The sequence below is a fragment of the Stenotrophomonas sp. ASS1 genome, assembly GCF_004346925.1.
GTDB lineage: Bacteria > Pseudomonadota > Gammaproteobacteria > Xanthomonadales > Xanthomonadaceae > Stenotrophomonas > Stenotrophomonas maltophilia_A.
Genome location: NZ_CP031167.1, coordinates 356,151 through 382,486, shown reverse-complemented (window position 1 = coordinate 382,486; position 26,336 = coordinate 356,151). Strand labels below are relative to the sequence as shown.

Sequence of the window (26,336 nt, the reverse complement as noted above, 5' to 3'; positions counted from 1 at the left end):
GGCACGGGATGCAGCCTCAGAAATTCCAGGTCACCACCAACTGTGTATAGCGCGGAGCCTGCCAGCGCGTCCCGGTGGCGAACGTCGCCTCGCGGTACTGGCCGGGCTGCGCTTCATAGCGCTGGTGCACGTTGATGGTCTTCTGATTGTTGAACAGGTTGTAGACCGACAGCCGTGCGCTGAGGTCGATGCCTTCCACCGGCAAACGCCACGTCACATTGGCGCCCATGGTCCACGTCCATGGCAGGCGACCGAACGCGCCGCGCGGACTGTACTCGAACTGTCGCTGGTTGTATGGGCCGGAGCAGTTGGCCACGCACAGCCAACCGGTGCCACCGCCACTACCTTCACTGGAGGTACTGCCACCGGCGATGGAGTCGTTTGGCCACATCACGCCATACGCAGTGATCGGGCCACCGGACTGCACCTGCAACGTGGTGCCGAAGGACCATTGCTTGTTCAGTGCGTACGCAGCTCGCAGCTTGAACTGGTGGCGGAAGTCGTTGAACAGTACGCCGTAGCGCTCGTTGGTGGCGGGGTGGTCCCAGAACTGGACCATGCCGGTATCACCGTAGTTGGTATCGGAGTTCACTGGTCCTTCGAAGTTGCCTTCACTCTTCGACCACAGGTAGGACGCGTTGAACATCCACTTCTCGTCCCATGCACGGTCGATCTGGAACTCCAGCGCCTTGTAGGTACGCTTGGGCTTGGAGTAACCGATCACCTCGCCGCTGCCGCCCTTGCGATAGCCCCTGTTGGCGGTATCGATGGTGATCCAGCCTTCGTTGGCGCAGCCGATGCTCTTGTCGCCCCAGATTGTCAGGCTCTCGCCCGGATTGGCGATCGGCCACAGCGTGCTCGGGGTCGGGCCGCACGGGGTGTAGTTGATGCGGATGTCATCCAGCGCACGGGTCATCCGTCGATAGGTGGCGTTGACGCCCCAGGACCACGTCTGGTTGATCATGTTCTGGAAGCCCAGGATGTACTCGTCCTGGTAGACCGCCTTGAGATCGCGGTCCACGCTCTGGCGCAGGTCGGCACCGCCGGTGTTCATGCGGGTGTCGGTCGGCCCGATCTGCTGGCCGACGATCGGTGCCATGTACGGCGAGCCTGTCGGCGAGGTCTTCTGTTCCCAGCCATTGAGCACGTAATAGCTGTATTCGTCGGTGAGACCACCGGCGAAGTTCACGTTGATGTTGTTGGTAACCGGCAGGTAGTAGCGGCCGGCGTTGCCGAAGAGCTTGGTGCTGCCATCACCGCGCATGTCCCACGAGAAGCCCACACGCGGCGCGACCAGGTCGTCCATCTTGATGAACGCCTTGCCGGCGGCGGTGCGGTTTTCGAAACGGTCCCAGCGCACGCCGAGGTTGAGCATCAGGTTCGGAGTGATGTTCCAGATGTCTTCCACGTAGAAGGCATTGGCTTCAGTCTCGAACGTGCCTCCCGACTTGCGGTTGCGCGCACGCAGCATTTCGGTAACGCCTGCTGGCACGTAGGCATTGGCACCGTCCCAGACTTCATCGCCAGGTCGCGCTACGTAGGCCGTGTAGCTCAACTCGGTCGGACCGGGGTAGCGGGTGGACTGCTTTGTGGTCATCAGCTCACGGTCGACACCGAAGCGTAGCAGGTGATCACCCAGCTGCCATTCGAAGTCCAGTCGCGCCACGTCACGGGTATCGTCACGCTCGGCCACTGCCGTGCCTGTGGGGTGGCAGCCTGCGCGCAGGCCCTGCAGCTTGCCCAGGCGCGGGCCGTAGGTGCTGTCGGTGAACACCGGGCTGCACGCCTGATCCAGCGACGAATTGGTGAACGCACGCTGGTTGTTCTGGCCGACCATGGCGCGGGCGGTGAAGTTCTGGCCGAAGTGGCCGGTATAGGTGGCCGACCAGTTGCGACCACCCGTCTCGGTGACCGAATCACCGCCCCATGCACCGAGCTGGTCTGCGTTCCAGTTGTAGCCATACGAGGCGTTGGTGACGTCACCTTCGTCGGAGAACGCCAGCAGCGCCAGGCTGTGGTTGTCGTTGATGTTCCAGTCCAGCTTGGTGCCCCAGAAGCCGTTGCCGGAATCATTCTTGAACCAGGTACTGCCATCGGACGAGGTGTTGTGCCCTTTGTCACTGCGGTCTTCATACATCGCGAACAGGAACAGCTTGTCCTTGATGATCGGACCGGAGCCCCACACGTTGGTCTTCAGAAACGAGTTGTTGTCGCGGCTGCCATACGAATGCGGGGTTCCATCACGATGGAAGTGGTCGCCGCCGCTGGAGCGCCATGCACTGGGTTCAGCGGTGACTTCCACGCCGCCTTCGAACTCGTTGCTGCCCGAACGGGTCACCGCATTGATCACGCCACCGGTGGAGCGGCCGAACTCGACCGAGTATCCGCCGGTCTTGACCTGAAACTCCTTGAAGAAGGCGAACGGCGCGGTACTGAAGCCGCGACGGGTGTACATGTCGGTGACATTCAGGCCATTGATGAAGACGGCATTTTCAGCCACCGACGAGCCGGCGAAGGACAAGCCACCAAAGGACGAGTTGCCGCCGACCACGCCAGGCGCCATCAGTGCGACCGCAGACAGGTCCTGCGCCACAGGAAGGCGCGAGATTTCCTGTCGATTGATGTTGAAGGATGTTTCGGTGGAATAGACATCCACGCGATTGACCACGCGTGTGCCGACCACCTGCAGTGCATCGAGATTGGTGACGCCGCCGCCGCTTGCCAGATTGACCGTGGTGGTGCCGCCGATCGCGACGCTGACAGCAACCTGATCACCCAGCTTCTGGCCATCACGGCTGAGCTGCAACTGGTAGTCGCCCACCGGTAGCTGGCCAAGGCGATAGCTGCCATCGGCACCGACCGTGACAGAGCGGATCAGGCCCGTGCTGTTGCTGACCACGGTCACCTGATCACCGGCGGTGGCGCGGCCCGCCACCGCGCCGCTCACGTTCTGCGCCATTGCGGTGCCGGGCAGCATCACGCCCAGACACGCCCCGAGGGCGACGCACAACGCCGCCCGCTTGATGCTGTAAGCCTTCATCCCCTGCTCTCTCCTGCAAGAATTGAATGGTGTGGAATGCGATGTGTCGCGCTAGCGTTGCCCGGCTGGCAGTACCCGCCACTGGAAGTCGTAGCTCCATTGGTCGAAGTACAGGTTGCCGCCTGCCCACTCGGCCTCGCCGCGCTGCGAGTCGACCGTTTCCGAGCGGAAGTGCTGCTTGGCCGGCACCAGGGCCTGGCCGAAATCGTCGTTGAAGGCGATGCGGTAGCCGTCGAGGCCACCCAGGTAGAAATCGCGCAGGGCCGGCACGTCGCTGGCCAGTGCGCCGGTGGTCACGTCCATCGGCAGCCATCCATACGGCGCCAGGTAGACCTGCCCCCAGTCATGCAGGTTGTTGTAACCACTGCCATCGCCGGAGAACACCATGCCCGACTGCCAGCGTGCGGGAATGCCGTTCATACGCAGCAGTGCGATCAGCAGCAGGGTCTGCTGGCCGCAGTCGGCATGCCCGGCATGCAGCGCGTAATCGCTGATGTTGCTGATCGTCGAGTATTCGCGCGCACCGGCCCATGGAATGCGATCCACGGCAGCAAACAGCTTGCGCACCACTTCATACGGACGTGTCTCGCCCTGCAGCACCTGGTCGGAGAACAGCTTCAGTGCCGGCGTGAAGCGCACGTGCGGCAGCTGCTCGGACAGGTAGGGTTTCAGTGCCGGATCGGCCGGTGTCGGCTGCACCTTGGCCGGATCGATCGCGGTATGCCGGGCCAGGATCGTGACCGCATAGCGGACCTCGAAGCGGGTCGGCTGCCTGGCCACCGCTTTGGCTTCCAGATAGGTGGTACGCTGCAGGGTGCTGGCTGGTGCCACGCGCGCCTTGCCCGGGGTGCTGCCCAGCCACTGCACCTGCTCCTGCTGGCCGGGTATCTCGCGCGGGTACGGAATCCAGGCGCGTACGGTCTCGCCGGCCGGCACCGCATCGGCTTTCACCGTGAGCGACTGGGTGAATTCAATGCGCTGCGGCAGTACCGACGCCTGGCCACTTTGTTCCGCTGCGGCAAGCACGCGTGCGTGGTGCGCGTTGAGCACCTCGTTTGGGCCCGGCGCCGGCATCGGTGCATCCGCGCGGCGGCGCGCACGTGCCTCGTCGCTGAGCAGGAACAGGTTCGACGGTGCGCGCTTGAAATACCAACGCGTGCCATCGATGTCGAGATGCTCGATCAGGCCAAGCTGATCCCAGCGCGCGAATTCCTCGTCGGTCAGGTCCGGAATCCAGCGGCGCACGGCAGACTTGGCGGCGGTCTCGTCGAGGGAAAAATCCAGGCGGATGCGGCGCATGCGTTCTTCCTGGAACGCGATGTCGTCGAAACTGACGCCAGGCTCCGCCGCGTCCGCAGCCAACCAGGTGTTCAGTTCGCTGCCGGCTTCGGAGAACCGTCCCGCGTCGATCATCTGCACGACCCGCGCAAACTGGATGGCCGAGGGTGGCGGCTCCGCTCCCGCCGACCACGCCCACAGCAGCAGCGCGGCACACAGGCCGGCAGTGGCAGGCAGACGTGGTTTGCGAACGGCAGGATCCACAGCGACACTTCCCCAGCGCGGGTGGTAACGGCTGTGTAACACGGGCCGGGATGCCGGTCAATAATTTATTCTTGCTTTCGATGCCAAAAGGAATAAATATTCCAGCAGGCATTCGAGGAGGGTGTGCAGCGCATGATCCTGGCTTCCCGCGAACGGCATCGGCATTGGCCACGCCGCTTGACCCTGGCCCTGTGCCTGCTGGCCGCACCGGCCTTCGCACTCGCTTCCCCGAGGCCTGATCCCGGCGCGCCGCTGCCCTATGTGATCGGCCTGCACGAGGCCTACCTCACCCCCCAGTACTGGGCCGCGCGCCTGGACAACGCCGATGTGCCGATCCTGGACCGCAGCCAGATCGAGGCACAGAACGCACGGATGCGGTCACAGGACAGCCACATCCAGGACATCGCCGCACTGCCCGCGCAGCTTGATGCGGCGGCGGTGCGCGCCAGCATCACCTCGCTGTCGAGCTGGCCCACCCGCACTCTGTACAACGACAAGGGCAAAGCCATTGCGACGGCACTGCGCAGCGCGACCGAAGCCAATCTGGGCCTGCAGTCCATTCCCGCGCAGACGACACCGCAATACGGGCTGGTGGTGAAGCGCGCGGCACTGCGTACCTTCCCCACCCGCGAGCGCGTCTTCAGCAGCATCGGCGACACCGACATCGATCGCTTCCAGGAATCGGCGCTGTTCCCCGGCGACAAGGTTGCCGTGGTCCATCGTAGCGCCGACGGCCGCTGGCTGTTCGTGCACAGCGAGCGCTACAGCGCATGGATCGAGGCCGATGCCATCGCCAGCGGCGACAAAGCCACCGTGCTCGGCTACGGCGCGAAGGGACCGTACCGGATCGTCACCGGCGCCACCGCACAGACCGCCTACACCCCGGAAGAACCGCGCGTCTCGCGCCTGCAGCTGGACATGGGCGTGCGCCTGCCGGTGCTGGCCGACTGGCCGGCGTCGGAGCCGGTGAACGGCCAGCAGGCGCACGCCTCGTGGGTGGTGCAGTTGCCGGTACGCGAAGCCGATGGCCGGTTGAAGCTGGTGCCGGCGCTGCTGCCGCGCTCGCAGGACACCGCCGCCGACTACCTGCCGCTGACCCCACGCCTGCTGCTGCAGCAGGCCTTCAAGTTCCTCGGCGAGCGCTACGGTTGGGGCCACGACTACGACACCCGCGACTGCAGCGGTTTCGTTTCCGAGATCTACCGCAGCTTCGGCGTGCTCCTACCGCGCAATACCAGTGCTCAGGCGATCAGTCCGGCGCTGGACCGCGTACCGTTCACCGGCAAGGACGGCAAGGCCGTGCGCGACCGCGCCGTCACCGATCTGCAGGTGGGCGATCTGGTCTACATCCCCGGCCACGTGATGATGGCCATCGGCCACGTCGACGGCCGCACATGGGTGATCCACGATACGGCGGGCGGCAGCTGGTTCGGTGCTGACGGCAAGCGTGTGCAGGCCCATCTCAATGGTGTTTCGGTCACCCCGCTGGAGCCGATGATGGCCAGCGACAGCGTCCGCTACATCGACCGCATCACCAACATCCAACGCCTGCGTGCCAAGACCCCCTGAATGAAGATCACTGCCATCGAACTGGGCATGCTGCGCGTGCCGCTGAAAACACCGTTCAAGACCGCCCTGCGCACGGTGGAAACCGTGGAAGACGTAGTGGTGCTGATCCGCACCGACACCGGCCACACCGGCTACGGCGAAGCGCCGGCCACCGCGGTGATCACCGGTGATACCCACGGCTCGATCATCGAGGCGATCCGCCACTTCATCGCACCGCGCCTGATCGGCCAGGACGTGGTCAACCTCAACCATCTGTGCACGCTGGTGCAGACCGCGATGGAGCGCAATACCAGCGCCAAAGCCGCGGTGGAGATCGCGCTGTACGACCTGTGGGCACAGCTGCATGGCGCGCCGCTGTACCAGATGCTGGGTGGCGGCGACCCGGTGATCACCACCGACATTACCATCAGCGTGGACTACATCGACAAGATGGTGGCCGATTCGCTGTCGGCGATCGAACGCGGCTTCGAGTCGCTGAAGATCAAGGTCGGCAAGGACATCGGTCTGGACATCGAACGGGTCAAGGCGATCCACGCCGCCGTGGAAGGCCGCGCCCTGCTTCGGCTGGACGCCAACCAGGGCTGGACCGCCAAGCAGGCCGTGCACGCAATGCGCACGCTGGAAGAAGCCGGCGTGGTGCTGGAACTGCTGGAGCAGCCGGTAAAGGCCGCCGACATCAGTGGCCTGAAGTACGTCACCGACCGCGTCAACACACCGGTGATGGCCGACGAAAGCGTGTTCAGCCCGAGCCAGGTGATGGACCTGATCCAGCAGCGCGCAGCCGACATCATCAACATCAAGCTGATGAAGACCGGCGGCCTGTCCAACGCGATCCGCATCGCCGACATCGCCGGCATCTACGGCGTGCCGTGCATGATCGGCTGCATGATCGAGTCCAGCATCAGCGTGGCTGCGGCTGTGCACCTCGCGGTGGCCAAGAGTGATGTGATCACCAAGGTCGACCTCGACGGCCCCTCGCTGGGCCAGTTCGACCCGGTCAGCGGTGGCGTGCATTTCAACGAATCGGAGATCAGCATCAGCGACGTGCCGGGGCTGGGTATCACTGAAGTGCGCGGGTTGGAGATGCTGGGTTGAACCGCGCAGTCGAGCATGGCTCGACTCTACAAGGGCCGTGCGTATCTGATGCTTGGTCGGGCGTTACTTTTCTTTTCGCGAAAAGAAAAGTAACCAAAAGAAACGCTCCGCCAGCCGCGAGCCGACGTGCTGCGCACGCCGGTGCCCTGCGCTCCTCGGTCCGGCGAGGGACGGCGCGGAACTCGCTGCGCTCAGACACCCGCGCCTCTTCGCCCTCGCCGGACCTGCGGTGCTCGGCTCGCTTGAAGGCGGACTCAACGTCAAAGGCAACAACTGCACCCCGTAGATTCACGCCATGCGTGGATGCTCCTGCTTCTGCTCTACCCAGTATCCCCCTCGCGTCTGGCACCCGCCCGGCCCATTCCATGACACGCTCTACGCTGCCAACCGCAACGCGCCTATCCTTGCCCGGACTCCCCGCATGCCGCCCCTGCTGAAGATCCGTTCCGAGCGCGGGCAGATGTCGGCCATCGAGCGCCGCATCGCCGACTTCATCCTCGACAACGCACACCTGCTGCGCGACTACTCGTCCCAGCAGCTGGCCAGCGCGTTGGGCATCAGCCAGTCCAGCGTGGTGAAATTCAGCCAGAAGCTCGGCTTCAAGGGCTACCCGGACCTGAAGTACTCGATCGGCCAGGATGTGGCACGCGCCGGTGCCGATCCACAACAGGCGCCCAGCGAACCCGACAGCGGCGACGACTACCTGCGGTTGGGCGAGGCCCTGCGCCGCAGCAAGGCACAAGCCGAGGAGGAAACCCGCCAGGCCAATCCACGCGGGGAAATCGAGCGCATCGTGCAGCTGATCGACGGCGCGCCGAAGCTGTTCGTGTACGGCCTGGGTGATGACGGCCTGTACGCGCGTGAGTTCGCCATGCGATTGTCGCTGCTCGGCCTGCTGGTGGTGCCGCATACCGACCCGATCCTGATGCTGGCCAACCTGTCGGCGGCACGCCCGGGTGACGTGCTGTTGATGTTCTCCGAGTTCGGCAACCTGCCCCAGCTTTCGCAGCTGTCGCGCCAGTTCCAGGACATGGGTGGCAAGGTGATTTCCATCACCCGCCACACCGCCAACCCGCTGCGCGCGCATGCGGATGCAACGCTGGTGGTGTGTGCGCACGACCGCACGCCGCAGGTCGCGCAGCTGCTGTACCGTAGCGCCATGCACGCGCTGCTCGATTTCCTGTTCGTGCTGCTCTGCCACGCCAATCCGGATCGCCAGCAGCAGCTCGCGGTGAACCTGGAGCGGATCGACCACCTGCTGGATTCCTGACCGGAGCACCTGTTGATGAGATCGCTGGTTCGCCTCGCTACCGCTGCGCTGCTGCTTGCTGCAGCGGTGTCCGTATACGCGGCGCCGCTGGATGGTGCGCGCCAGCTGATCGTGGTCACCAGCGATGGCTGGGACAGCACCGAGGGCCAGCTGCAGGCCTATGTGCGCGATGGCAAGGGCTGGCACGCGCATGGACAGGCGTTCCCGGTGGCGCTCGGCCGTACCGGCAGCGCCTGGGGCCTGGGCCTGCATCCGGCACAGGCCGACGGCCCGCAGAAGCAGGAAGGCGATGGCCGCAGCCCGGCCGGCGTGTTCGCGCTGGGCAGCGCGTTCGGCTATGCCGTTACACGCCCCGGCACGGCCATGCCCTACCAGCCGATGCTGGACAGCAGCTACTGCATGGATGTGCCCGGCTCTCCGTTCTACAACCGCATCGTGGATGAAAAGAAGGTCGGCAGTGCAGCGGTCAAGGGCTCCACCGAGCCGATGCGGCTGGACCTGCACAACAAGGGCGACGTGCGCTACCGGGAAGGCTTCGTCATCGCCCACAACCCGGATAACCAGCCCGGCAAGGGCAGCTGCATCTTCGCCCACCTGTGGCGCCAGCCCGGCGAGGCCACGGCTGGCTGCACCGCCATGCCGCAGGCCCGCATGCAGGCCCTGCTGGACTGGTTGCGGCCGCAGGATGCGCCGCGCTTCGTGCTGCTGCCGCGCGCCGAGTACACGCGCCTGCAGGCCCAGTGGCAACTGCCCGCACTGCGTGGAGACGCCCGTTGAGCGCGCAGGACGAACCGCAGCTGCAGCGCGCGGTCAGCCGCTGGCAGATCGTCGGCTTGTCGATCAACGATGTGATCGGCAGCGGCATCTACCTGCTGCCGGCCGCCACCGTCGCCCTGCTCGGCCCCTTCAGCCTGTGGGGCGTGGTCGCCGCCGGCATCGTGGTCGCCCTGCTGGTGCTGTGCTACGCGCAGGCCGCCAGCTATTTCGACGAGCCCGGTGGCAGCTACCTGTATGCACGCGAGGCGTTCGGGCGCTTCGCCGGGTTCGAGATCGGCTGGATGATCTGGCTGACCCGCATCAGCTCGGCGGCCGCACTCAGCAACGCGCTGGCCGATGCCGTCGCGCGTTTCTGGCCGTGGGCCGGTGCCGGCATGGGGCGCATCGCGGTGATCGTGGTGTCGCTGGGCTTCCTGACCGGCGTCAACATCATCGGCGTGCGCTCGGCCGCGCGCACCGGCGTGGTGCTGGTGATCGGCAAGATGCTGCCGCTGCTGCTGTTCGTGGCCATCGGTGCGTTCTACATCGATCCGCAGCTGGCCTTCTCCGGCCAGCGCCCGGACCCGCATGACCTGCAGCGCATGGGCGAAGCCGCCTTGCTGCTGCTGTATGCCTACGCGGGTTTCGAGAACATCCCGGCCGCCGCCGGCGAGTACCGTAATCCGCGCCGCGATATTCCATTCGCCCTGATCACCATGATCATCACCGTCACCGTCATCTACGGCGCGGTGCAGGTGGTGGCGCAGGGCACGCTGGCCGGCCTGGCCAGCTCGGCCACGCCGCTGGCCGATGCCGCCGCCGGCTTCGGTGGCGAGGCACTGGCGCTGATCCTGACCATCGGCGCGACCATCTCCATCCTCGGCACCAACAGCAACACGATGATGATGGGCCCGCGCTTCCTGTTCGCGCTGGCCCGCGATGGCTACGGCCCGAAGATCCTGGCCCAGGTGCATCCGCGCTTCCACACGCCGGCCGCGTCGATCCTGTGCCAGGGTCTGATCGCACTCGGCCTGGCCCTGTCCGGTTCGTTCGTGCAGCTGGCGCTGCTGTCGATGACCACGCGCCTGTTCGCCTACATCGGTACTGCCGCGGCAGTGCTGGTACTGGCCAAGCTCTACGCCGACCGCCCCGGTGCATTGAAGCTGCCCGGTGGCCCGCTGATTCCGGTGCTGGCGCTGCTGCTGTGCGTTGCGCTGTTCGCCAGTGCCAGCTGGCAGAACATCGCCGCCGCACTGGTCGCGTTTGCCATCGGCGCGGTGATCTACAAGCTGCCGCGCAAGGATGCCGACGCCGGGTGAGCGGAGCGCCGGGCCATGCCCGGCGGATTGATCTGGCGATCACGCTGCCGGACCGGGCCGTTAACCGCCACGCAGACATGATCAGGCTTCGTCCACAACGGAGCCCTTCCATGACCGAGTACCAGATCCCCGGCCGCGTACCGGACGACAGCACACCGCGTGACGCGGTCAGCAACTACTGGCGCGAGCGCTACACCGCCGAGCCGTACTACGACGATCAGCTGTTCTTCGAGGACTATGAACCGGCCTACCGCATCGGCCATGCCGCGCGTGCGCAGGACATGATCCGCGCCTACGAACAGGTCGAAGCTGAACTGGAGTCGCGCTGGGCCAGCGAGCGTGGCCGCAGCCGGCTGGAATGGGCGCAGGCACGCAGTGCCGTGCGCCGTGGCTGGGAGGAAGCGCAGCAGGTGGAACCGCGCCTGGCACGCGGCCCCTGACGGACCCGTTATGCGGCAACGCCGGGCATGGCCCGGCGCCACCATTGCTGCATCATTCCTGTTCCGGCAGCGGCGGCACGGCCGTGCTGCGCTTGCTTTCACCGCCACCGGCGGCGATCAGGTCGCGGGTGTTCTTCTGCACCGCCACCGCGCCGAACAGCGACAGTGCATACGCCATGCCGTAGAAACCCTTCTCGCTCGGTGCCAGCGTGGCATTCCACAGGCCAACCAGCAGCAGCATCAACGCCGACAACAGTGCGAACCAGCACAGCGCGTAGTACAGGCCACTCACCGGGATGCCCTCGACGCGGTCACGCACGCTCTTCTGCAGCGACACCGCCGCGAACAGGCCGAACAGCAGCAGGGTCAGGTAGTAGCCCTTTTCGTTGAGCGCCATCGTGGCGTTGAACAGACCGATCAGGTAGGCCGCCGCACCCAGCAGCAGGGCCACCCATGAGGCGGCGATGAAGGCGGTGGAGGGCTTGTGGGGCATGGCAGTGTTCATTGCAGATCCTTGGCAGGCAGACGGGCACGCTTTGCCCGGGCGTGCCCACCCTAGACGATCCCGCCGCGCTCGCACAGGGGTCGCAGGACCTTCGGGCCACGACGCTCACGACGCCAGTGGTATACAAGGGACAGCCCGGCCATCCGCATCCCCGCACTGGAGATACCCATGACCCGCACGCCCCTGCTGCTCGCCCTCGGCCTGGTGCCGATCCTTGCCACCTCCGCCTGCAATGCCGCCGACCCGGCCGCCAACGGCGCCCAGACCGCAGCGCCCGCAGCCTCCACCACTGCCGACCAGCGCCCGTTCACCGCCACCGAAATCAGCCGCTTCGACCAGCCGTGGGCGATGACCTTCCTGCCGGACGGCAGCCTGCTGGTCACTGAAAAGCGCGGCAAGCTGCAGCACCTGGACCTGGCCAGCGGCCAGAAGCATGAGATTACCGGCGTTCCGAAGGTCGCTTACGGCGGCCAGGGCGGCTTCGGTGACGTGATCCTGCACCCGCAATTCGCCAGCAACCACGTGATCTACCTCAGCTATGCCGAGGAAGGCACGCTGGACACCCGCGGCGCTGCCGTGGCCCGTGCCACGCTGGCGCTGGATGCCAACGGTGCCGGCCAGCTGAAGGACCTGAAGGTGATCTGGCGACAGAGCCCGAAGGTGAGTGGTGAAGGCCACTACGGGCATCGCCTTGCTTTCGGCCCGGACGGCAAGCTGTGGATCAGCTCCAGCGAGCGCCAGAAGTTCGATCCGGCGCAGGACATGGGCGGCAACCTCGGCAAGATCATCCGCCTCAACGATGATGGCAGCCTGCCTGCCGACAACCCGTTCGCCTCGCAGGGCGGCGTGGCCGCGCAGGTGTGGTCACTGGGCCACCGCAACATCCTCGGCATGGCCTTCGATGCCAACGGCAAGCTGTGGGCACACGAGATGGGCCCGGCCGGCGGTGACGAGCTGAACCTGATCGTGCGCGGCGCCAACTACGGCTACCCGATCGTTTCCAATGGTGACCATTACGACGGCCGGCCGATTCCCGACCACAGCACCCGCCCGGAATTCGCCGCGCCGAAGGTGACCTGGACGCCGGTGATCTCGCCGGCCGGCTTCGTGATCTACAGCGGCAACCTGTTCCCGCAGTGGAAGGGCAGCGGCTTCATCGGCGGCCTGTCCTCCACCTCGCTGGTGCGCGTGGCCTTCGACGGCGACAGCGCGCGCGAAGCCGAACGCTTCAACATGGGCGAGCGCATCCGCGAAGTGGAACAGGGCCCGGATGGCGCACTGTGGCTGCTGGAGGACGGCAACAAGGCGCGCCTGCTGAAGCTCACCCCGAAAACCTGACAGGATGGTAGTGCCGGCCGCTGGCCGGCACGTTTTCCCGCAACGGCCCCGCACGCGGGGCCGTCTGCGTTCATTGAATGGTGATGACCTTCACCTCGGTCTTCGTGCAGGCCTGGTCCAGGCACTGCCCGTTCAACCACACCTGGCCATCGCCGATCATCACACCCTGCTGATTGACGAAGACCTTGCCGAAGTCCTGTTCGGACACCGCCTTGACCACCGCCGGGGTGATGATCTTCTCGTAGTTGCGCTGGAACTCACCGGGGCCGGTGATCTTCCTTCCGTTAGCGATATTCAGCGGGAAGCGCACTTCCTCCACCACCGCAGCGCGATCACCGCCGACCACCGCGGACTTGAACGCGTTGAACACCTTCTCGTACTGCGCGGCGTCGCCGAGCAGCGTCTCAATGCGTGCACGCGCGTCTTCCGCGGGCGCATCCGTCGGTGCGGCGCCGGCCGGCTCGGCAGCAGCCTTCGCCGGTTCAGCCGCAGGCGTCGCCGCAACACTGGCCTCCATCGGCGGCGGTGCGTCCACCGCAGGCTCGGCCGGCGGTGCCGGCTGCGAACAGGCCGCCAGCAACAGGGCGGGAATCAACACAGCGATCGTGCGCATGCGCGGGCATCCATCGGTTCAAGAACACCGATGGTAGCGCCGCCCCAGTGAGGACAACAAAAAAGGGGACGGAGGGGATTAAGTCGTTAGTGGCACAAACGACTTAATCCCCTCCGTCCCCTTTTTCTCGATCAGGCCTTCAGCAGCTCGAACTGCACGGCTTCGCCTGCTGCCGACGAGGCGCAGACCCACAGGTCGAACTGGCCCGGCTCGGCACGCAGCACGCCGTCGCGGCCGGTGAACGCCAGCTGCTCGCGGGTCAGGGTGAACACCACTTCGGTCGACTCGCCCGGCTGCAGCGCCACCTTGCGGAAGTCCTTCAGTTCGCGCACCGGACGCACGCGGCTGGCCACGCGGTCGTGGATGTACAGCTGCACCACTTCCTCGCCGGCCACGTCGCCGCTGTTGGTGAGCGTGGTGGTGATGGTCAGGCTGTCGTCCCAGCCAAGCTGCGCCGCACTCAGCTGCGGCGCACCGTAGGCGAAGGTGGTGTAGCCGATACCATGCCCGAACGGGTACAGCGGCTCGTTCGGAATCTCGCGCCAGCGGGCCTTGAACTCCGACATGGTCGGCAGTTCCGGGCGGCCGGTGCGCGGGTGATTGTAGAAGTACGGCTGCTGGCCGGACACCTGCGGGAAGCTGACCGGCAGGCGGCCGGACGGGCTGTAGTCACCGAACAGCACATCGGCCACGGCATGGCCGGTCTGGGTGCCCAGGTACCAGGTCACCGCCACGGCCTGTGCATTGCGCACCGCGCCCTGCAGCGCCAGCGCGCGGCCATTGCGCAGCAACACCACCAGCGGCTTGCCGGTCATCGCCACCGCTTCGGCCAGCGCCTGCTGTGCCGGCGGCAGGGTGATTTCCACGCGCGACTGCGCTTCGCCGCTGTAACGCTGCGGCTCGCCCAGCGCCAGCACCACCACGTCGGCGCGCAGCGCGGCGGCCACGGCCGCTTCGGTGCCACCAGGGATGGCCACTTCCAGTTCGCAGCCCGGCACGATTTCCAGCAGCGCGTCATCGCCGATGGCGGCGCGAACGCCGGTTTCCAGGTCCACGTAGCGCTGCTTGTCGCCGAACAGCGTCCAGCAGCCTTCAATGTTCTCGCGGTCCTGCACGAACGGGCCGATCAGCGCGATCTTCTGCCCGGTCTTCTGCAGCGGCAGCACGTTTTCACGGTTGTTCAGCAGCACGATCGAACGGCGCGCGGCATCGCGCGACAGCGCGTCATGTGCGGCAATGTGCGAGGTATCGGCTTCGCGCGCCGGGTCCAGCGAACGGTACGGGTCGTCGAACAGGCCGATGGTTTCCTTCAGCCACAGGATGCGGCGCACGCCTTCATCCAGCACCGCCATCGGCACCTCGCCGCTCTCGACCAGGCCCGGCAGGTGCTCGGCGTAGAAGCCGCTCTGCATGCTCAGGTCCAGGCCGGCGGTGAACGCCTTGGCGGTGGCATCGCGGTCATCGGCGGCATAGCCGTGCGCGACCAGTTCCATGTCGGCGGTGTAGTCGGAGATCACCACGCCCGGGAACTTCCACTCACCGCGCAGGATGTCGGTCAGCAGTTCGGCATTGGCACTGGCCGGCACGCCGTTGATGTCGTTGAACGAGGACATCACGGTGATCGCGCCCGCATCGAAGGCGGCCTTGAACGGCGGCAGATGCACGTCACGCAGGGTCTGCGGCGAGATGTCCACCATGTTGTATTCCATGCCCGCCATCACCGCGCCGTAGGCGGCGAAGTGCTTCGGCGTGGCCAGCAGCGAATCGGCGGCGCGCAGGTCGCTGCCCTGGAAGCCACGCACGCGGGCGGCGGCGAACGCACACCCCAGCACCACGTCCTCACCGGCACCTTCGGCGCCACGGCCCCAGCGCTGGTCGCGGGCGATGTCCACGGCCGGCGCATAGGTCCAGTGCAGGCCAGCGGCCGTCGCTTCGATGGCGGTGGCGCGCGCGGTGCGCTCGGCCAACTCCGGCTCGAAGCTGGCGGCCTCGCCCAGCGGAATCGGGAACACGGTACGCATGCCGTGGATGACGTCGGCCGCCAGGATCACGGGGATGCCCAGGCGGCTCTCTTCGGTGGCGACCTGCTGGATCCGGCGGCCCAGTTCGGCGCCCACACCATTGAACAGCGAGCCGACCTTGCCCTCGCGCACCTGCTGCAGCACCTGGTCGGCATTGCGCACGTTGGCTTCCGGGTTCACGTCCGGGGCGAACGGGCGGACCATGTCCGCGAAGACACCCAGCTGGCCGACCTTTTCCTCGACGGTCATCTGGGCAATGAGGGATTCGATGCGATCGGAGGCCACCGGCAGTCCTTGATGAAAACGTTTACAAGCCCGGCATTCTAGCGATCCCGGGCGATTTGGCGAGGGGTTTGTTCATTCAGTTTCAGCCACCAGCGGGGTCCGTATGGCCCCGCCGGGGGCACCGCAGCTTACTCCGAGCCGGCCAGCTGGCGCTGCCCGGCCATCAACATGGCGTCGCTGGAGGCCTGGAATACCCGCAGGCCGAAGGCCGGCAGGATCGCCAGCAGGTGGTCGAAGATGTCCGACTGCACCGCCTCGTACTCGCCCCAGGCGGTGCTGCGGGTGAAGCAGTACAGCTCCAGCGGCAGGCCTTCGGTGGTCGGCTGCAGCTGGCGTACCAGCAGGGTCATGTCGGTATGGATGCCCGGGTGGCTGCGCAGGTAACGCTCCACATAGGCCCGGAAGGTACCCAGGTTGGTCACCCGGCGGCTGTTGACCTCGGCCACGCCCTGCTCGCGCAGGCGCCCGTTCCACTGGCCAAGCTCCTGCTCCTTCTCCTGCAGGTAATCACGCAGCAGCGCGAACTGGCCGAGGAAGGCCAAGTCGCCTTCGTCCAGGAAGCCGACGCTGTGCTGGTCCAGGTACAGCGCGCGCTTGATGCGGCGGCCACCGGCCTCCTGCATGCCGCGCCAGTTCTTGAACGACTCGGTCACCAGCTTCTTGGTCGGAATGGTGGTGATGGTCTTATCGAAGTTCTGCACGGTGACGGTGTGCAGCGCGATATCGATGACGTCACCGTCGGCGTTCTGGCTGGGCATTTCGATCCAGTCGCCGATGCGCACACGGCCATCGCCACTGATCTGCACGCTGGCCACCAGCGACAGGATGGTGTCCTGGAAAATCAGCATCAGCACCGCCGTGGCCGCCCCCAGGCCGGTCACCAACGGCCCCAGTTTCACCCCCAGCAGCGTGGCGATGATGGACAGGCCGGCGGCCACGAACACCACGATCTTGACCACCTGCAGGTAGCCCTTGATCGGCTTGTTGCGCGCATCGGGCTTGCGTTCGTACAGGCTGTTGGCCGCGTCCAGCGCATGCGAGAACGCCATCGACACCGTCAGCACGGCCCATACGATGCACAGCTTGATGATGACGTTGACCAGGCCGGGTGGCAGGTCGGGAATGAGGGTGATGCCCGAGGCGATCACCTGGCTGGGCACCACGTTGGACAGGCGCGAGATGACCCGCATCAGATGGCTGCCGCGCCCGGACTCGGCACCTGGCAGGCGCTGCAGCAGGCGCCGCAGGCCACGCACCAGGATGCGCTTGGTAACCCAGTTGGCCAAGCCCGCAGCGATCAGCAGCGCCGAGATCATCAACGCCAGGTAGGCGCCGGGATAGGGTTCCAGTGTGTTCTGCAGCTTTTCCAGCCACTGTACCGCCACCACCGCGTCCACCATCAGTTGTCTCCTTGCGTTGTCGTTGTTGTTGGGGGTGCCGGCCAGCGGCCGGCACTACCGGATCAGTCCCGCGAGCGCTCGATGATCACGCCCACCGCGCGCGCGCCACGCACCGCGCCCGGCTTGCTCAGTTTCAGGCGCAGCCACTTCACGTCGAATTCGTCCAGCACGATCTGTGCGCAGCGCTCGGCCAGGGTTTCGACCAGGCCGAATTCCGACTCGCGCACGAACTGCTCCAGGCGCTTGCTGACCGCCTTGTAGTTCAGGGTGTGGGCGATGTCGTCGGAGGCCGCCGGACGACGGTTGTCGAAGCCCATCTCCAGGTCGAACACCAGGTCCTGGCGGATCCGTCGTTCCCAATCGTAGATACCGATCAGGGCGTCGATCGTCAGCCCCTCGATGAAAACCTTGTCCATTGCGCTTAACCAGCCCGAATACAGGGGGCCATGGTAACGGCACGACGGTGAGCCTGCCCGGAACGGGCGGTGAGTGGCCGGCAGGGGCGCGGCTCCAGAAAAGACAAAGGACCCCGCTAGCAGGGCCCTTTGGTACTACCGTTTGTCCCCGGGGGGAGCTGTTGAACAGCCGCGGGTCCCGGTGGCGCAGGCACGCAGATTAGGTAAAGACGAGATCACCGGTCAAGGCCAATTCCGACAGGGCAGGTCAGGTAGTCGTCCGAGGTCAAACGCAGAGAATCAGCCGCGCAGACAACGACGTTCCCTGATGGTGGCCGCCGCCCACTCTCGCGAACATCGATCCCTCCTTCACCACCGCACATGACGATGGCTCCACACGATGTACTGCGGCGTGCGTTGTCAGCGGAGCGTCTGTCTACTTACGAGAGAATCGCATCGACCTGCAGCCCCGACGTCACGGCCGAATCCCTGTACCTCTGGAACATGCGGATGTGCGGTGCACTGATGATGCCGGTCCATCTGTGCGAAGTGGTCACCCGTAACGCCGCTGCTACCGTGCTCGCCCAGCATCATGGCCCGCGTTGGCCTTGGAATGATGCCTTCCGACGCAGGCTGCCAACCTCGTCCTGTACTTCCGCACGTGCAGCACTGGAACAGGTTGCTGGCCGCACGACCGATACACCCGAAATCGTCGCCAAGCTGCCGATGGTGTTCTGGCAGCAGCTTTTCACCTGTCGCTTCGACGACACGCTGTGGATACCCGCACTCAATGGAGTTCTGCGGCATGCACCCTCAGCTCATCCCAGCGTCATCAGAAAAGCCATCCACGCTGACATCGGACGCATTCGCCACCTGCGCAACCGCATCGCGCACCACGAACCCATCCTGGAACGCGACATCGGTGCCGACCTGGCGGCGATCGGACGGCTGATCCACGCCCGCTGCCCGCATACGCTGGGCTGGCTGCAGCGCCATGAGCGGGCGACAACGGTATTGGCGGCGTCGCCGTTGGCAGTGCGCCGGTAATACGTTCGCCGGACGTGGCCCGGCGCTACGGAGGCCTGCCTGTAGAGTCGAGCTTGCTCGACTGCTCTGTGTTCGTCATTGCGCCCAGTCGAGCAAGCTCGACTCTACAAACGCCGATCGAGCGGTTCGCGCGGCCGGGGGCTCACACCGCCGGCAGGGTCGCCATGTCCCAGCGGGGGGTGACGTCCACCTTCGGCGGGCTGTGCTGGCCGGCCTGCAGCCGCAGCGCGCCGGCGAAGGCGATCATCGCGCCGTTGTCGGTGCACAGTGCCGGCCGCGGGAAGCAGGCACGGCCGCCGAGACGCTCGGCCATCTGCTGCAGGCGGGCGCGCAGGCGCTTGTTGGCACCTACACCGCCGGCAACCACGATCACGTTGGTCCCGGCCGCTTCCAGCGCGCGCTCGCACTTGATTGACAGGGTCTCGACCACCGCGTCCTCAAAGCCCCGGGCGATGTCGGCACGGGTCTGCTCGCTCTGGTCACTGTCGCGCCAGGCCATCAGGACCTGGGTCTTCAGGCCGGAGAAGCTGAAATCCAGCCCCGGGCGGTCGGTCATCGGTCGCGCGAAGCGGTACACGCCCGGCGTGCCCTGCTCGGCCAGCCTGGCCAGCTGCGGGCCACCCGGGTACGGCAGGCCCATCAGCTTGGCGGTCTTGTCGAAGGCCTCGCCGGCCGCGTCGTCCAGGGTCTCGCCCAGCAGGCGGTACTGGCCGATCGCGTCCACCGCCACCAGCTGGGTATGGCCACCGGACACCAGCAGCGCCACGAACGGCGCTTCCGGCGGGTCGTCCTCCATCAGCGGGGCCAGCAGGTGGCCTTCCATATGGTGTACGCCCACCGCCGGCACCTCCAGCGCCCAGGCCAGCGACCGCGCCACGCCCGCGCCGACCAGCAGTGCGCCGACCAGACCGGGACCGGCCGTATAGGCCACGCCGTCGATATCACCTACGCCCAGACCGGCGTCGGCCAAGGTCTGGCGCACCAGCGGCAGCAGCTTGCGGACGTGGTCGCGGCTGGCCAGTTCGGGCACCACACCACCGTATTCGGCGTGCAGGGCGATCTGGCTGTAGACCGCATGGGCGCGCAGGGCCGCGCTGCCGGCCAGGTCGGTGTCATACACCGCCACGCCGGTCTCATCACAGGAAGATTCGATGCCAAGGACTCGCATGCCTGCTATTATGACGCCCCTGCCGCCCCCTCGGGGGACGTGCAGATCTCACTGCTTTCGAACCGCCGGCCCGTATTCAGGGTTGGTCGCTTGCAGTTTGTCTATTCGCCGCTATAATGTGCGGCTCGCCGGGCGTGACCCGGTTCTACTGTGTCCCGGAGATTCCATGCCCAGCGTCAAAGTCCGCGAGAACGAGCCCTTCGAGTTTGCTCTTCGCCGCTTCAAGCGCACTTGCGAAAAGGCCGGTGTGCTGGCCGAAACCCGCAAGCGCGAGTTCTACGAAAAGCCGACCCAGGAGCGCAAGCGCAAGGCCGCCGCTGCTGTGAAGCGTCAGCTGCGCCGCTCGTCGCGCGACGTCACCAAGCGTCAGCGCCTGTACTGATCGGACGCATCTTCATTGCGGCGGGCCTGCCCGTCGCGATGGAGCCGAAGCCGGCACGCGCGAGCGTCGCCGGCTTTTTGCGTTTCCGGGTTCGGGCATCCGCCCCGCCCCACCTACCACCACGAGGTTCCTCATGAGCATGAAGCAGCAGCTCACCGAAGACATGAAGGCCGCCATGAAGGCGGGCGAGAAGCACAAGCTGGGCGTGATCCGCCTGATCAATGCCGCCATCAAGCAGCGTGAAGTGGACGAGCGCATCGAACTGGATGACACCGCCGTGATCGCCGTGCTCGACAAGATGGTCAAGCAGCGCAAGGACTCGGTCAGCCAGTACGAGGCCGCCAACCGCGAGGACCTGGCCGAGATCGAGCGCGCCGAGATCGTGGTCATCGAAGCCTACCTGCCGGCCAAGATGGGCGAAGCCGAGATCGTGGCCGCCATCCAGGCCGCCATCGCCGAAACCGGCGCCTCCGGCCCGGCCGACATGGGCAAGCTGATGGGCGCACTGAAGCCCAAGCTCGCCGGCCAGGCCGACATGGGCCTGGTGTCCAAGCTGGTCAAGCAGCAGCTGGCGTAATCCAGCACTTGGGGTCGGATCCCTTCCGCGACGCGGAAGGGCTCTGACCCCATTGATGCACTCGCTTCACCGCACCTTCGTCGGTCGCCTGCTACAACCGCACACATGGTTGAACCCGAGCCCAACGTTCCCGTGTCACTGCACAAGTACATCAAGCGCCTGCAGGACAGCTTCCCGATGGCGGTGGCCAAGCGCTTCATCGACGTCGACGTGCTGACCCAAGCAGCTTCCGTCTCCTTCTACGCGCTGCTGTCGATGGCGCCGTTGCTGGTGCTGCTGCTGTGGTTGACCGCTTCGCTGTACCCGCCGGCACAGCAGGCGCTGATCGACCAGATCAGCTCGGTGGCTGGCAGCAGCGCGGCTACGGTGGCCGAAACCGTCCTGAAGAACGCCGACAACCAGCCCGACGTCGGCTCGTTGGCGGGGCTGTGGAGCACGCTGCTGCTGTTCGTCGGCGCCACCGCCGTGTTCGCGCAGCTGCAGAACGCGCTCAACCTGATCTTCCGCACCAGTGGCGTGCGCCTGGAGGGCATCAAGGCATGGCTGCGCAAGCGTGTGTTCTCGTTCGGCGTGGTGCTGGCCCTGGGCTTCCTGCTGATCCTGTCGATGACTGCCACCACGGTACTGCAGGTGGCCTTCGCGCAACTGCCCTCGATCCTCCCCGCGTTAGGGTACGTCACCAGCCTGCTGCTGTACGCGGTGGGGTTCGCCTTCATGTACCACTACCTGCCCGACCGCCGCGTGGCGTGGCGCCAGGCCTTCATCGGCGGCGTCATCACCTCGGCACTGTTCGCACTGGGCCGCTACGGCATCGGCGTCTACATCGCCACCGTGGCCCCCGGCAGTGCCTACGGCTCGATGGGCGCGCTGGTGATCTCACTGGTCTGGATCTACTACGCGACCGTGGTCTTCTTCGTTGGCGCGCTGATGACCGCGGTGATCGATGAGCGCCTGCGCGCGCGCCATCACCTGGCCGCCGCCGGCATCGATCCGGCCACCGCCAGCCAGGTGCCCGACAGGGGGTAAACTAGGGCAACCGCCCCCGGTTCCGTCGCGTGGTCCTGTACCGCGCCCTGCCCTGTTGCCCATGGCCCGTATCCCCGACGCTTTCATCGACGATCTGCTGGCCCGCACCGACATCGTCGAGGTGGTGGGCAGCCGCGTGCCGTTGAAGCGCCAGGGCAAGGAGTACGCCGCCCGCTGCCCGTTCCATGACGAGCGCTCGGCGTCGTTCACGGTCTCGCCCACCAAGCAGTTCTATCACTGCTTCGGCTGTGGCGCGCACGGCACCGCGATCAGCTTCCTGATGAACTACGACCGCCTCGAGTTCCTCGACGCGGTGGATGAACTGGCCAAGCGCGCAGCCATGGAAGTGCCGCGCAGCGAGAACCCGCGCAGCCCCCAGCAGCAGGACGACAGCCGCGAGCTGTACTCGGCGCTTGAGGCGGCCACGAAGTTTTTCCAGAGCAACCTGCAGGGCAGCGACAAGGCCCGCAGCTACCTGGATGGCCGCGGCGTGGATGAAGAGAACCGCGCGCGCTTCCAGATCGGCTACGCGCCGGATGGCTACAGCGGCCTGCGCGATGCGTTGGGCAAGGACGAGCGGCGGATGAAGCTGCTCGACCGCGCCGGCCTGTTCTCCAAGAACGATCGCGGTCACGTCTACGACAAGTTCCGCGACCGGGTGATGTTCCCGATCTTCGACCGCCGCGGCCGGGTCATCGCCTTCGGCGGCCGCGTGTTCGAGAAGGACGACGGCCCCAAGTACCTCAACTCGCCCGAGACCGCGCTGTTCCACAAAGGCCGCGAGCTGTACGGCCTGTGGCAGGTGCGCCAGGCCAACCAGAAGATCGAGCGGCTGATCGTGGTCGAGGGCTACATGGACGTGGTCTCGCTGTTCCAGTTCGGGGTCACCCAGGCGGTGGCAACACTGGGCACCGCGACCACGCCGGACCATGCCGAGCTGCTGTTCCGCAACGCACCGGATGTGTTCTTCTGCTTCGACGGCGACGCCGCCGGCCGCCGCGCCGGCTGGAAGGCGCTGGAGTCGGTGCTGCCGCGCATGAAGGATGGCCGCCAGGCCTTCTTCCTGTTCCTGCCCGATGGCGAGGACCCCGACACCATCGTGCGCAAGGAAGGCGCCGAGGCCTTCAACGAGCGCCTGAAGCAGGCCACGCCGCTGTCGCAGTTCTTCTTCGATGAACTGACCCGCGAGATCAACCTGGGCACGCTGGACGGCAAGGCACGCCTGGCCGAGCGGGCCAAGCCGATGCTGGCGCAGATTCCCGACGGTGCCTTCGGCGACCTGATGAAGCAGCAGCTGGCGCAGCTGACCGGCCTGGGCGGTACTGCCCAGGTCACGCGCGCGCCGATGCCGCAACGGCAGCCGCAGCGGACGATCCAGCCCGTGGCCAAGCGCAGTCTGGTGCGCGGCGCGATCGCCGTGCTGCTGCAGCAGCCGTCGCTGGCGCTGACGCTGGGCGGCCAGCATCACTTCCAGGGCCTGCGCCTGCCCGGTGTGGAACTGCTGTTGGAGCTGCTGGGGCTGGTCGAACAGCGCCCGGACATCAGCACCGGCGCCCTGCTGGAACACTTCGACGGGCGTGAGGAACAGGCGTCGCTGCACACACTGGCGGCGCAGACACTGCCTGGCACCGAAGCCAGCTGGACCCAGGAACTGCACGACGCGGTGGCCCAGCTGGAGAAACAGCTGCTGGTGCAACGTCTGGAGGAGTTGTTGGCAAAGCAGCGTCAGCAGGGCCTGGACGATACTGACAAATACGAACTGCGCGAGCTGCTGAAGGCGCGCGCCGGACTGCGCCTGTAGCGGCAGAACGTTTTCACGGAGAGGACCATGCTGCTGCGCCTGACCTGCCTGCTGTTGTTGTCGCTCTGCCTGCCGCTGGCGGCCCTGGCCGCAGATGCACCGCTCAACGAAGTCCGCCCCGGCCTGTATGCCGGTGGCCAGCCCAGCGCCGCACAGCTGCAGGCCCTCGCCGCGCAGGGCGTGCGCACGGTGATCGACCTGCGCCAGCCTGGCGAGGACCGGGGCTTCGATGAAATCCACGCGGCCGAATCGCTGGGCCTGCGCTACGTACGCATTCCGGTGGCCGGCGCCGAGGGCCTGGATGCGGCCAATGTACGCGCCGTGCACCAGGCCCTGCAGCAGAGCCAGGGGCCGGTGCTGCTGCACTGCGCCTCCGGCAACCGCGCTGGTGCCGTGCTCGGCCTGGTCAATGCCCGCTATGAGCATGCCAGCCCGGAGCAGGCGCTTCAGCTCGGCCAGCGCGCCGGCCTGAAGTCGCTGGAAGCCGCCACCCGCCAGCGCCTGGCCACACCGGTCATCTCGCCCTGAACCACCCTCCGCACCAAGGACTCTGCCCACCATGACCCGCTGGTGGTCGCGCCTGCGACCGGACAACTTCACCCTCGCCCTGCTGTGCACCGTCGGCCTGGCCTCGCTGCTGCCGATGAAGGGTGCCGCCGCCATCGTGCTCGACGATGTCACCACCGTCGCCATCGCCGCGCTGTTCTTCCTGCATGGTGCGCGCCTGCCGCGCGAGTCGATCATCGGCGGCATGCTGCACTGGCGGCTGCACCTGACCATCCTGGCCTGCACCTTCCTCCTGTTCCCGCTGCTGGGGCTGATGTTCAAGCCACTGTCGGGCTGGCTGCTGACTCCGGAGCTGTATCTGGGCGTGCTGTTCCTGTGCACCCTGCCCTCCACCGTGCAGTCGTCCATCGCGTTCACCTCGATGGCCCGCGGCAACGTGCCGGCAGCGGTGTGCAGTGCCTCACTGTCGAGCATCCTCGGCGTGTTCCTGACCCCGCTGCTGCTGACCGCGCTGGCCGGCACCTCCGGCGGCGTGCATGACCCACTGCACGCGATCGGCGGCATCATGCTGCAGCTGCTGGTGCCGTTCGTGGCCGGCCACCTGCTGCGGCCGTGGATTGCCGGCTGGGTGGAGAAGCAGCGCGCGCTGCTGCGCTACACCGACCAGGGCACGATCCTGCTGGTGGTGTATTCGGCGTTCGGCGAAGCCGTCACCGAGGGCCTGTGGAGCAAAACGCCGCTGCTCTCGCTGCTGGCCGTGGCGGTCGTGGCCGCCGTGCTGCTGGGCATCGCGATGCCGCTGATCACCTTCATCGCGCGTCGCCTGCGCTTCAACCGCGAGGACGAGATCGCCATCGTGTTCTGCGGTTCGAAGAAGAGCCTGGCCACCGGCGTGCCGATCGCCAAGGTGCTGTTCGCCGGCGGCAGTCTCGGCGCGATCGTGCTGCCGGTGATGATCTACCACCAGATCCAGCTGATCGTCTGCGGTGTGATCGCGCAGCGGTATGCGAAGCGCGCGCCCTGATTGGGCGCGCGGGTTTTTGTAGAGAGCCCATCCACGCGCGGCGTGGATCTACCAAACCGCGGATGGCGTGAACCCGCAGTAGATCCACGCCATGCGTGGATGACGCATACGCCGCCGCTAATCCACGATGGCCGCGGCGATGTCGTGCAGCACTCGGGCGTTGCGCTCCACGTCGCTGCCCGGCTCGCCCGTGACGGTCAGACTGTAGGTCTTGCTGTCTCCCGTCCAGGCAAGCTCAACCCGAGTACGGCCGACACTATCCACAACCTTCCCGAGGTGAGCGGGCTTGCCGTCCACCACGGTGTTCTGCGCCTCCGCGATGACCTCGATCTGCATGCCCGCAGCGAGGAAGTTGTTCTCGCTGAACTCCACGATGCCGACACCCTCCAGCCGGTAGAAACGGCTCAAGCCCGAGGACTTTCCACCCTCCAACGCACCACTGGGCTCCATGCCAATCATCTCGGCTGCGCCCAGCAGGCTGCTTTCCAGCCTGCTGGGGGGCTGCGGCAGGCGCTGGCGTAGTTCTGGAGTTGAGCGGTGAGTCCGCGGCACGGCAGCCAGCATTTCGGCCTGCGTTGGGATGCTCCCTGCTGCAACCCGCACGACACCGTTGGATCGTTCGATGTCATCGCGAAGCTGCTGCTTCACTTCTCGGGGGGCATCAAGGTCTGCCAGTTTCACCATCTGGTAGCTGCCCACGCTGGCGGACGATCTTCCCATTGCCGAGGCCTCCTGCATTGCAGCCTGCATGGCGCGTTGGTGTAGCCAGCTCCCTACCGCATCGGGAGCAGGTTCATTCTGGGATGCTTGAGCTGACATCGACATGGCCAGCGAGAATGCGATAAAGCAAAGAATCTTCATGATGCTCACCACTCCGAAAGCTGGCAATCGACCGCACTCATGGGTTGCGTAAATACGCGTCCGCCCAGCACCCATGTGTGATATCCGTGAACAACCATTCGTTCTGGATCACTGCCATCGCCTGCGTAAAATCGCCAGGAGTACAGTCCATTGTTAGGCGCACCGAAAGCATGCTTCGGCTCAATGTTCCCGAGGGGAACGTGCCTGGTTACGGCCGACCCCTGAAAATTGCGAAACTGGGGCCGTTCATAGGTCACGGATTCGTTGATGAATCCAATGCAGTTGGCCCGACTCAGTGCTTTTATTTCTGCTGCCGCATTGCCAGCCAGGCTGGTAAGCGCGGCACACAGAACGA

General features: G+C 66.1%; 23 protein-coding genes. 14 read left to right on the top strand and 9 right to left on the bottom strand.

Features of this window, described 5'->3' with window-relative positions; translation table 11 throughout:
• Positions 1-16 precede the first annotated feature (16 nt).
• Positions 17-3,040, bottom strand: coding sequence for a TonB-dependent receptor (locus MG068_RS01745; RefSeq protein WP_132808948.1), 3,024 nt, complete (start codon positions 3,038-3,040; stop codon positions 17-19).
• Positions 3,041-3,091: 51 nt separating this feature from the next.
• Positions 3,092-4,582: a transglutaminase-like domain-containing protein gene (locus MG068_RS01740; protein WP_132808946.1), complete on the bottom strand. Its 1,491-nt coding sequence runs from the start codon at positions 4,580-4,582 to the stop codon at positions 3,092-3,094.
• A gap of 132 nt (positions 4,583-4,714) precedes the next feature.
• Between MG068_RS01740 and MG068_RS01735 the strand changes: the two genes are divergently transcribed.
• The 6 genes from MG068_RS01735 (at position 4,715) to MG068_RS01710 (ending at position 11,031) form a co-directional block, all read left to right on the top strand.
• Positions 4,715-6,151 (top strand): C40 family peptidase, encoded by a 1,437-nt coding sequence (locus MG068_RS01735; protein ID WP_132808944.1) that lies wholly within the window; start codon positions 4,715-4,717, stop codon positions 6,149-6,151.
• The gene (locus tag MG068_RS01730; protein ID WP_012478950.1) at positions 6,152-7,246 is read left to right on the top strand and encodes a dipeptide epimerase; all 1,095 of its coding nucleotides are present in this window, start codon (positions 6,152-6,154) and stop codon (positions 7,244-7,246) included.
• Between the two features lie 421 nt (positions 7,247-7,667).
• Positions 7,668-8,516 carry a MurR/RpiR family transcriptional regulator gene (locus MG068_RS01725; protein WP_132808943.1) on the top strand — a complete coding sequence of 283 codons (849 nt, stop codon included), beginning with the start codon at positions 7,668-7,670 and terminating at the stop codon, positions 8,514-8,516.
• A 15-nt stretch (positions 8,517-8,531) separates the two neighbouring features.
• Positions 8,532-9,293, top strand: a complete 762-nt coding sequence (locus MG068_RS01720; protein WP_132808941.1) for a L,D-transpeptidase family protein — start codon at positions 8,532-8,534, stop codon at positions 9,291-9,293.
• Complete coding sequence (locus tag MG068_RS01715; RefSeq protein WP_132808939.1) at positions 9,290-10,591, top strand: APC family permease; 1,302 nt, start codon at positions 9,290-9,292, stop codon at positions 10,589-10,591. Before MG068_RS01720 ends, MG068_RS01715 begins: the two co-directional genes overlap by 4 nt.
• Positions 10,592-10,701: 110 nt before the next feature.
• Complete coding sequence (locus tag MG068_RS01710) at positions 10,702-11,031, top strand: hypothetical protein (protein WP_087921301.1); 330 nt, start codon at positions 10,702-10,704, stop codon at positions 11,029-11,031.
• 52 nt (positions 11,032-11,083) lie between these two features.
• Here MG068_RS01710 and yiaA read toward each other — a convergent pair whose 3' ends face one another.
• On the bottom strand, positions 11,084-11,536 hold the full coding sequence (gene yiaA, locus MG068_RS01705) for an inner membrane protein YiaA (protein ID WP_132808937.1): 453 nt from the start codon (positions 11,534-11,536) through the stop codon (positions 11,084-11,086).
• A gap of 168 nt (positions 11,537-11,704) precedes the next feature.
• Between yiaA and MG068_RS01700 the strand changes: the two genes are divergently transcribed.
• Positions 11,705-12,874, top strand: a complete 1,170-nt coding sequence (locus MG068_RS01700; RefSeq protein WP_132808935.1) for a PQQ-dependent sugar dehydrogenase — start codon at positions 11,705-11,707, stop codon at positions 12,872-12,874.
• Between the two features lie 70 nt (positions 12,875-12,944).
• Here MG068_RS01700 and MG068_RS01695 read toward each other — a convergent pair whose 3' ends face one another.
• The 4 genes from MG068_RS01695 to folB form a co-directional block, all read right to left on the bottom strand.
• The gene (locus MG068_RS01695) at positions 12,945-13,487 is read right to left on the bottom strand and encodes a hypothetical protein (protein WP_132808934.1); all 543 of its coding nucleotides are present in this window, start codon (positions 13,485-13,487) and stop codon (positions 12,945-12,947) included.
• A 131-nt stretch (positions 13,488-13,618) separates the two neighbouring features.
• Positions 13,619-15,793, bottom strand: a complete 2,175-nt coding sequence (locus tag MG068_RS01690; RefSeq protein WP_132808932.1) for a glycoside hydrolase family 3 N-terminal domain-containing protein — start codon at positions 15,791-15,793, stop codon at positions 13,619-13,621.
• Between the two features lie 128 nt (positions 15,794-15,921).
• Positions 15,922-17,193 carry a mechanosensitive ion channel family protein gene (locus tag MG068_RS01685; RefSeq protein WP_049461899.1) on the bottom strand — a complete coding sequence of 424 codons (1,272 nt, stop codon included), beginning with the start codon at positions 17,191-17,193 and terminating at the stop codon, positions 15,922-15,924.
• A gap of 62 nt (positions 17,194-17,255) precedes the next feature.
• Positions 17,256-17,609, bottom strand: a complete 354-nt coding sequence (folB, locus tag MG068_RS01680; protein ID WP_025878255.1) for a dihydroneopterin aldolase — start codon at positions 17,607-17,609, stop codon at positions 17,256-17,258.
• A 360-nt stretch (positions 17,610-17,969) separates the two neighbouring features.
• Here folB and MG068_RS01675 point away from each other — a divergent pair, with 360 nt between their 5' ends.
• A complete protein-coding gene (locus MG068_RS01675) occupies positions 17,970-18,635 on the top strand; it encodes a hypothetical protein (protein WP_132808930.1) in 666 nt (221 codons plus the stop codon).
• Between the two features lie 142 nt (positions 18,636-18,777).
• Here MG068_RS01675 and tsaD read toward each other — a convergent pair whose 3' ends face one another.
• Complete coding sequence (gene tsaD, locus MG068_RS01670) at positions 18,778-19,803, bottom strand: tRNA (adenosine(37)-N6)-threonylcarbamoyltransferase complex transferase subunit TsaD (protein ID WP_072169028.1); 1,026 nt, start codon at positions 19,801-19,803, stop codon at positions 18,778-18,780.
• Positions 19,804-19,969: 166 nt separating this feature from the next.
• Here tsaD and rpsU point away from each other — a divergent pair, with 166 nt between their 5' ends.
• From rpsU to MG068_RS01640, 6 genes are all read left to right on the top strand, one after another.
• Positions 19,970-20,185: a 30S ribosomal protein S21 gene (rpsU, locus tag MG068_RS01665; protein WP_002808376.1), complete on the top strand. Its 216-nt coding sequence runs from the start codon at positions 19,970-19,972 to the stop codon at positions 20,183-20,185.
• A gap of 133 nt (positions 20,186-20,318) precedes the next feature.
• The gene (locus MG068_RS01660; RefSeq protein ID WP_005415013.1) at positions 20,319-20,762 is read left to right on the top strand and encodes a GatB/YqeY domain-containing protein; all 444 of its coding nucleotides are present in this window, start codon (positions 20,319-20,321) and stop codon (positions 20,760-20,762) included.
• A 105-nt stretch (positions 20,763-20,867) separates the two neighbouring features.
• A complete protein-coding gene (locus MG068_RS01655; protein ID WP_132808928.1) occupies positions 20,868-21,788 on the top strand; it encodes a YihY/virulence factor BrkB family protein in 921 nt (306 codons plus the stop codon).
• A gap of 61 nt (positions 21,789-21,849) precedes the next feature.
• Positions 21,850-23,589 (top strand): DNA primase, encoded by a 1,740-nt coding sequence (gene dnaG / locus MG068_RS01650; protein ID WP_132808927.1) that lies wholly within the window; start codon positions 21,850-21,852, stop codon positions 23,587-23,589.
• A 27-nt stretch (positions 23,590-23,616) separates the two neighbouring features.
• Positions 23,617-24,117 carry a protein tyrosine phosphatase family protein gene (locus MG068_RS01645; RefSeq protein ID WP_132808925.1) on the top strand — a complete coding sequence of 167 codons (501 nt, stop codon included), beginning with the start codon at positions 23,617-23,619 and terminating at the stop codon, positions 24,115-24,117.
• 31 nt (positions 24,118-24,148) lie between these two features.
• Positions 24,149-25,120, top strand: a complete 972-nt coding sequence (locus MG068_RS01640) for a bile acid:sodium symporter family protein (protein WP_019662218.1) — start codon at positions 24,149-24,151, stop codon at positions 25,118-25,120.
• A 117-nt stretch (positions 25,121-25,237) separates the two neighbouring features.
• On the opposite strand, the gene MG068_RS01635 is transcribed toward MG068_RS01640, so the two are convergent.
• On the bottom strand, positions 25,238-25,981 hold the full coding sequence (locus MG068_RS01635; RefSeq protein ID WP_132808923.1) for a hypothetical protein: 744 nt from the start codon (positions 25,979-25,981) through the stop codon (positions 25,238-25,240).
• Positions 25,982-26,336: the final 355 nt, after the last annotated feature.

What these genes read in the sequence shown, in the direction of transcription:
- MG068_RS01745 (WP_132808948.1), bottom strand. Translation starts at nt 3,040, where the DNA reads ATGAAGGCTTACAGCATCAAGCGGGCGGCGTTGTGCGTCGCCCTCGGG.
- MG068_RS01735 (WP_132808944.1), top strand. Translation starts at nt 4,715, where the DNA reads ATGATCCTGGCTTCCCGCGAACGGCATCGGCATTGGCCACGCCGCTTG.
- MG068_RS01730 (WP_012478950.1), top strand. Translation starts at nt 6,152, where the DNA reads ATGAAGATCACTGCCATCGAACTGGGCATGCTGCGCGTGCCGCTGAAA.
- MG068_RS01725 (WP_132808943.1), top strand. Translation starts at nt 7,668, where the DNA reads ATGCCGCCCCTGCTGAAGATCCGTTCCGAGCGCGGGCAGATGTCGGCC.
- MG068_RS01720 (WP_132808941.1), top strand. Translation starts at nt 8,532, where the DNA reads ATGAGATCGCTGGTTCGCCTCGCTACCGCTGCGCTGCTGCTTGCTGCA.
- MG068_RS01710 (WP_087921301.1), top strand. Translation starts at nt 10,702, where the DNA reads ATGACCGAGTACCAGATCCCCGGCCGCGTACCGGACGACAGCACACCG.
- yiaA (WP_132808937.1), bottom strand. Translation starts at nt 11,536, where the DNA reads ATGAACACTGCCATGCCCCACAAGCCCTCCACCGCCTTCATCGCCGCC.
- MG068_RS01700 (WP_132808935.1), top strand. Translation starts at nt 11,705, where the DNA reads ATGACCCGCACGCCCCTGCTGCTCGCCCTCGGCCTGGTGCCGATCCTT.
- MG068_RS01695 (WP_132808934.1), bottom strand. Translation starts at nt 13,487, where the DNA reads ATGCGCACGATCGCTGTGTTGATTCCCGCCCTGTTGCTGGCGGCCTGT.
- MG068_RS01685 (WP_049461899.1), bottom strand. Translation starts at nt 17,193, where the DNA reads ATGGTGGACGCGGTGGTGGCGGTACAGTGGCTGGAAAAGCTGCAGAAC.
- folB (WP_025878255.1), bottom strand. Translation starts at nt 17,609, where the DNA reads ATGGACAAGGTTTTCATCGAGGGGCTGACGATCGACGCCCTGATCGGT.
- MG068_RS01675 (WP_132808930.1), top strand. Translation starts at nt 17,970, where the DNA reads ATGACGATGGCTCCACACGATGTACTGCGGCGTGCGTTGTCAGCGGAG.
- tsaD (WP_072169028.1), bottom strand. Translation starts at nt 19,803, where the DNA reads ATGCGAGTCCTTGGCATCGAATCTTCCTGTGATGAGACCGGCGTGGCG.
- rpsU (WP_002808376.1), top strand. Translation starts at nt 19,970, where the DNA reads ATGCCCAGCGTCAAAGTCCGCGAGAACGAGCCCTTCGAGTTTGCTCTT.
- MG068_RS01660 (WP_005415013.1), top strand. Translation starts at nt 20,319, where the DNA reads ATGAGCATGAAGCAGCAGCTCACCGAAGACATGAAGGCCGCCATGAAG.
- MG068_RS01655 (WP_132808928.1), top strand. Translation starts at nt 20,868, where the DNA reads ATGGTTGAACCCGAGCCCAACGTTCCCGTGTCACTGCACAAGTACATC.
- dnaG (WP_132808927.1), top strand. Translation starts at nt 21,850, where the DNA reads ATGGCCCGTATCCCCGACGCTTTCATCGACGATCTGCTGGCCCGCACC.
- MG068_RS01645 (WP_132808925.1), top strand. Translation starts at nt 23,617, where the DNA reads ATGCTGCTGCGCCTGACCTGCCTGCTGTTGTTGTCGCTCTGCCTGCCG.
- MG068_RS01640 (WP_019662218.1), top strand. Translation starts at nt 24,149, where the DNA reads ATGACCCGCTGGTGGTCGCGCCTGCGACCGGACAACTTCACCCTCGCC.
- MG068_RS01635 (WP_132808923.1), bottom strand. Translation starts at nt 25,981, where the DNA reads ATGAAGATTCTTTGCTTTATCGCATTCTCGCTGGCCATGTCGATGTCA.